Origin of the sequence: Streptomyces sp. 150FB (assembly GCF_000818195.1) — a bacterium.
In the GTDB taxonomy this organism is placed as follows: domain Bacteria; phylum Actinomycetota; class Actinomycetes; order Streptomycetales; family Streptomycetaceae; genus Streptomyces.
The window spans coordinates 4,737,308-4,743,328 of sequence record NZ_JTHL01000001.1; the positions used below are offsets into that span (position 1 = coordinate 4,737,308).

The 6,021-nt window shown below is 69.4% G+C and carries 3 protein-coding genes; all 3 read left to right on the forward strand.

Annotated elements, in window-relative coordinates:
* The first annotated feature begins 5 nt into the window (after positions 1–5).
* The gene (gene aspS, locus QR77_RS20295; RefSeq protein ID WP_040028319.1) at positions 6–1,787 is read left to right on the forward strand and encodes an aspartate--tRNA ligase; all 1,782 of its coding nucleotides are present in this window, start codon (positions 6–8) and stop codon (positions 1,785–1,787) included.
* Positions 1,788–2,032: 245 nt separating this feature from the next.
* The gene (locus QR77_RS20300) at positions 2,033–4,213 is read left to right on the forward strand and encodes a serine/threonine-protein kinase (protein WP_040023455.1); all 2,181 of its coding nucleotides are present in this window, start codon (positions 2,033–2,035) and stop codon (positions 4,211–4,213) included.
* A gap of 96 nt (positions 4,214–4,309) precedes the next feature.
* Positions 4,310–5,803: a metallophosphoesterase gene (locus tag QR77_RS20305; RefSeq protein ID WP_040023456.1), complete on the forward strand. Its 1,494-nt coding sequence runs from the start codon at positions 4,310–4,312 to the stop codon at positions 5,801–5,803.
* Positions 5,804–6,021 lie beyond the last annotated feature (218 nt).

A 6,021-nucleotide genomic window follows, 5' to 3' on the forward strand; every position in this document is an offset into this window, starting at 1 on the left:
TGAAGATGCATCGGTACAGGTCCCACACCTGCGGCGAGCTCCGCGCCTCCGACGTCGGCACCGACGTCCGGCTGAGCGGCTGGCTGCACAATCGTCGAGACCTGGGCGGCATCCTCTTCATCGATCTGCGTGACCACTACGGTCTGGTCCAGCTTGTCGCCCGCCCCGGCACCGCGGCGAACGAGGAGCTGTCCAAGCTCACCAAGGAGACCGTCGTCCGGATCGACGGCGTCGTCTCCGCGCGCGGCGCCGAGAACGTGAACCCCGAGCTGCCGACCGGCGAGATCGAGATCGAGGTCTCCGAGGTGGAGATCCTCGGCGCGGCGGGCCCGCTGCCGTTCACGATCAACACCGAGGACGGGGTCAACGAGGAGCGCCGCCTCGAATACCGCTTCCTCGACCTGCGCCGCGAGCGCATGCACCGCAACATCATGCTGCGCACGGCGGTCATCTCCGCCATCCGGCACAAGATGACGGCGCTCGGCTTCAACGAGATGGCCACCCCGATCCTGACGGCGACCTCCCCCGAGGGCGCCCGTGACTTCGTGGTCCCCTCCCGGCTGAACCCCGGCAAGTTCTACGCGCTGCCGCAGGCCCCGCAGCAGTTCAAGCAGCTCCTGATGATCTCCGGCTTCGACCGCTACTTCCAGATCGCGCCGTGCTTCCGCGACGAGGACGCCCGCGCCGACCGCTCGCCGGGCGAGTTCTACCAGCTCGACGTGGAGATGAGCTTCGTCGAGCAGGAGGATGTCTTCCGCCCGATCGAGAAGCTGATGACCGACCTCTTCACCGAGTTCGGCAACGGCCGCGAGGTCACGTCGCCCTTCCCGCGGATCCCGTTCCGCGAGTCGATGCTGAAGTACGGCAACGACAAGCCCGACCTGCGCGCCAAGCTGGAGCTGGTCGACATCTCGGACGTCTTCGAGGGCTCCGAGTTCAAGGCGTTCGCCGGGAAGCACGTCCGCGCCCTGCCGGTGCCGGACACGGCGGGCCAGTCCCGTAAGTTCTTCGACGGCCTCGGTGCGTACGCGGTCGAGCAGGGCGCGAAGGGCCTCGCCTGGGTCCGGGTCGGCGAGGACGGCGCGCTGAGCGGCCCGATCGCCAAGTTCCTCACCGAGGCGAACGTCAAGGACCTGACCGGCCGCCTCGGTCTGGCCCCGGGCCACGCGGTCTTCTTCGGCGCCGGTGAGTTCGGCGAGGTCTCGAAGATCATGAGCGCGGTCCGCGTCGAGGCCGCCAAGCGCGCGGGCCTCTTCGAGGAGGGCGTGTTCCGGTTCTGCTGGGTCGTCGACTTCCCGATGTACGAGAAGGACGAGGAGACCGGCAAGATCGACTTCTCGCACAACCCGTTCTCGATGCCCCAGGGCGGCATGGACGACCTGGAGACGAAGGACCCGCTGGACATCCTGGCGTGGCAGTACGACATCGTCTGCAACGGCATCGAGCTGTCCTCGGGCGCCATCCGTAACCACGAGCCCGACGTCATGATCAAGGCGTTCGAGATCGCGGGCTACGACAGCGAGACCGTGGAGCACGAGTTCGCGGGCATGCTCCGCGCCTTCCGCCTCGGCGCCCCGCCGCACGGCGGCATCGCCCCTGGCGTCGATCGCATCGTGATGCTGCTGGCGGACGAGCCGAACATCCGCGAGACGATCTCCTTCCCGCTCAACGGCAACGCGCAGGACCTGATGATGGGCGCGCCGACGGAGCTGGACGAGTCGCGGCTGCGCGAACTGAACATCGCGCTGCGCAAGCCGGTCGCCGAGAAGACGAAGGACAAGGGCTGACTGGCACGTAGTGACGCGGGACGCATAACGCATAACGCAGGACGTACGGTGAACCCCCGGCCCTTCCGAGGACCGGGGGTTCGCCGTACGTCCCGCGCGTCTCGTCCGACGGGGAAGTCTGTTCGGGCGCGGCGCGTTCGTTTACTCTGTTGCTCGCTCGGACCGTCGTCGTGCTGGACGGGGTGGCCGGGTCATGCCGGATCACGGTGGCGTGGGCGGCAGACCAGCGAGGGGTGACAGTCGGCATGTCCCAACCGGGCTTTGGTCCGTCCACGGTTCCGCCCGGCGGAGGGGAACAGCCGGGGTGGCCGACAACTCCGCCGCCGCATCGCGCGCTCGGGCCCGCTGACCCCGCGGAGATCGGTCCGTACCGGCTGGAGGCCGTGCTCGGCGCGGGTGGGATGGGGCGCGTCTTTCTGGGGCGTACGCCCGCCGGCAGCGCGGTGGCCGTCAAGGTCGTACACCGTGAATACGCGAGCGACAGGGCGTTCCGTAAGCGCTTCGAGCAGGAAGTGGGCGCGGCCCGGCGGGTCCAGGGCCTCTACACCGTGCCGGTGGTCGACGCGGACCTGCGGGCCGACGAGCCCTGGCTGGCCACGGCGTACGTCCCCGGGCCGTCCTTGCACGACGCGGTGGCCGAGTACGGGCCGCTGTCGGCCGAGGCGGCGGTGGGACTGGTGGCCCGGGTGGCCGAAGCCCTCCAGTCCATCCACTCCGCCGAAGTGATCCACCGTGACCTCAAGCCCTCCAACATCATCCTCACCGCCGAGGGACCCAAGGTCATCGACTTCGGCATCGCCCGGGCCGCGGACGTCACGTCGGTGACCGGCACCGGGATGCTCACGGGGACGCCCGCGTACATGGCGCCCGAATACCTCAGAGGACAGAGCGTCACCGAAGCCGTCGACGTCTTCGCCCTCGGTGTGGTCGCCTGCTTCGCCGTCACCGGAAGGCCCGCCTTCGGCGGCGGCAGCCACCACGGTGTCACCTACCGCATCCTGGAAGAGGCCCCTGACCTCGACGGCTGCCCCGAACCCCTGCGGACCGTCGCCGCCGGCTGCCTGGAGAAGGATCCGCAGCGACGGTCCACCCTTGCCGAGGTCATCCGGCGCTGCTACCCGGCCGCCGCGGCGGGAAGCGCGGGCGGGGAGGGGCATACCGTGCTGTCCCCGCCGAGGGACCGGACCGTCGTCAGCCCCGGGGCCGCCGGCTCTGCGGCGGGCTTTCACGACGCCGCCACCGCGCCGGCGGCGTCCGCGACCACGCGGGAACCAGCAGGCGCCATCGCCCCCGGTGATCCGGTGATTCCACCGGACTCGGACACTCCGCCGTCTCCCCCGAGCCCGGACCCCCTCGTCGCACCCGTCATGCCTCTCCCCGCGCTGATAACCGTGGTCGGGGTCCTTGTCCTGGTCGGCATCCTGATCGCCTTCTTTCTCCCCGACCAGTCGGGCGACGGTGACAAGCCGTCCACGACCGCCCCCTTCGCCACGCTGACCGAGTTCGCCGCGGCGACCGGCAACGGCACAGGGCTGGAGTTCAGCCCGGACGGCAATACCCTCGCCGCCGGCGGCGAAGGCAGTGTGCAGCTCTGGGATGTGGCCGGCCACAAGCTACGCGCCGCCCTCCCCCTGCGCGACAAAACCGGCTCCTCCAAGATCTCGGTCCGCTCTGTCGCCTTCAGCCCCGACGGCCGACTGCTCGCCGCCGGTACGGACGGCGGCGAGGTGGAAGTACTGGACGTGGCCGAGGGCCGACAGGTCGGCAGGATCTCCGGGAGCGACCCCATCCATACCTTCGGGAGTGTGGCGTTCAGTCCGGACAGCGAACTGCTCGCCACCGGAGGCGACGACGGGATACAGCTCTGGGATGCCCGCAGCGGCAAGGACCAGTTCAAAGAACTCGCCGATCTGGCGCCCGAGATGGGGGCCAAGCAGGTGGCGTTCAGTCCGGACGGCCGGACGCTGGCCTCCGCGGGTAACCCCTCCCCTTCCTCCGCCTCCGGAGAGGATGACGTGGCGCAGTTGTGGGACGTCTCCACTCACAAGGCACGCGAGACCCTCCACCACCCCGCACCCGTCTTGAACTTGGCGTTCAGCCCGGACGGCCGGACGCTGGTCACTTCCGGCGAGGACGACACGGCAAGGCTCTGGGGTGTGGCCGACGGCAGTCAAGGAGACTCGTTCGGCGACGGTCGCCCCAACTCCCCGCTCCACGGCGTGGCGTTCAGCCCGGACGGCAAGACACTCGCCATCGCCGGCGGTGCGGACGTGGCGCTGTGGGACCCGGCCGACCACAAGCTACGCACCACCCTGGTCGGCAACGTGGAGAACGTGATCAACTTGTCCTTCAGCCCGGACGGCCGGCTCCTGGCGACGCATACCTACGACGGCAGGATACGACTCTGGAAAACGCCGCAGCCGTGACGCCCTGCGGCCCGGCCCGGCCGTTCCGCTTGTCGGTCGCGAAGGCTGACCGGACCTCAACTCCCGGCGCCCGTCAGCGATTGCTACGGTGCGGAAATGTCCCCCTCTTCACGTGATTCAGCGGCCGGCGCCGGATGGCACAGCCAGGAGCCCGGTACCTTCCGACGACTGATGCCGGCGAAGGTCGAGAAGATCTCCTGGCTCAATCCGGCGACGCTCTGGAAGGCGCGGAACGGTCCGCTCGCCTCGCTGTTCGGTGATCCGACGGGGCATCAGCGGAGTCGCTGGGTGCGTGAGCAGGTCGCGCGCGGGGCCTCGCCCGATCTGCTGATCGAGCGGGACGACCCCGACACGTACTCCTTCATGCTCATCGCCGACACCGGCGAGGGCGGCGCCTCCCAGTACGCCGTGGTGCCCGGGTTCCTGAAGATGAGTGAGGGGACGCGGTTCGCCGTGCTCTCCAGCGATGTGATCTATCCGGTCGGCAGCGGAAACGAGTACGGGAACAAATTCTTCCGGCCGTACCAGGATTACGCCGCCCCCATCTACGCCGTACCCGGCAACCACGACTGGTACGACGGCAACAACGGCTTCATGCGCGTCTTCTGCGACGCCCCCGCCCTGCCGCCCGAGCCCGGGCCCAAGGTGCTCTCCGCGGCCTGGTGGCGCGGCCTGTTGTGGCGGAGTCCCGAGGCCGTCGACGAGCGGCGGTTGGCCGAGGCGCGTGCCCTGCGCCCTTCGCCCGCGCAGCGGGACGTCCAGCCTGGGCCGTACTGGGCCGTCGACTCGGGGCCGTTGCGGATCATCGGCATAGACACCGGCCTCCTCGGCGGCATCGACCAGGAGCAGGGCGAGTGGCTGAAGTGCGTCTCGCGCGGGCCCAAACCCAAGATCCTGGTGACCGGTTCGCCGATCTACGTGGACAACGAGTACCACCCGTGCGCCATCGAGGGCGGCGGCACCGTCGACGACATCGTCCGGGACCCCGCGTACAACTACGTGGCGGCGATCGGCGGCGACATCCACAACTACCAGCACTATCCGGTCGATGTGGACGGCCGCACCATCGAGTACGTCGTCTCCGGCGGTGGCGGCGCCTTCATGCACGCCACCCACACCATTCCGCGCATCTCGACGGCCGGGGTCACCGAGAGGGACTTCCGCTGCTACCCGCTCCGCGCCGACTCGCTCGCGTTCTACGCCCGGCTGTACGGCCGGAGGCTGCATCTGCGGCGGTTCTTCGAGCTGACCAGCGAGGAGGCGTCGGCGGTGATAGCCGAGCGGCTCGGCATACCGGCGACCCGCGCCACGGACGAGCCGGTGACGCTCCGGATGAGGATGGTCGCCGCGCTGCTCGGGGTGGCCGCCAAGCCGCGCCGCGGAGCCCGGGTGCGGCTGCCGGTGCGCAAGATCTACGCGGGGGCGTTCTCGCCGAGTTCGGTGACGTACACCCCGCCGTTCTTCAAGAGCTTCCTGCGGCTCGACGTCACTCCGGACCACCTGCGGATACGGTGCTTCGCCGCGACCGGCAGCCTCGACCAGGAGCTCGACCCGCCGCTGGAGGACGAGTTCACGGTCAAGCTCCGCTGAGCGGGCATGCGGTACGGGTCGGGCGCTGACGCGGCCGATGGCGCGGCCGATGAAGCGGCCGATGTGACTGGCGGGGCAACCCGATCGGTGTCCCACCGCGTTCCCTGGGTGTGGAACCGAACAGAACGGCGGTGACCTCCATGCCCGATCCGCGCGACGACGACGACGAACACGACAACGAACACGACGAACACGACAACGAACACGACGAACACGAC

Bases quoted from the DNA above. Each gene is read 5' to 3' on its own strand.
- aspS (WP_040028319.1), top strand. From the start codon at position 6: ATGCATCGGTACAGGTCCCACACCTGCGGCGAGCTCCGCGCCTCCGAC.
- QR77_RS20300 (WP_040023455.1), top strand. From the start codon at position 2,033: ATGTCCCAACCGGGCTTTGGTCCGTCCACGGTTCCGCCCGGCGGAGGG.
- QR77_RS20305 (WP_040023456.1), top strand. From the start codon at position 4,310: ATGTCCCCCTCTTCACGTGATTCAGCGGCCGGCGCCGGATGGCACAGC.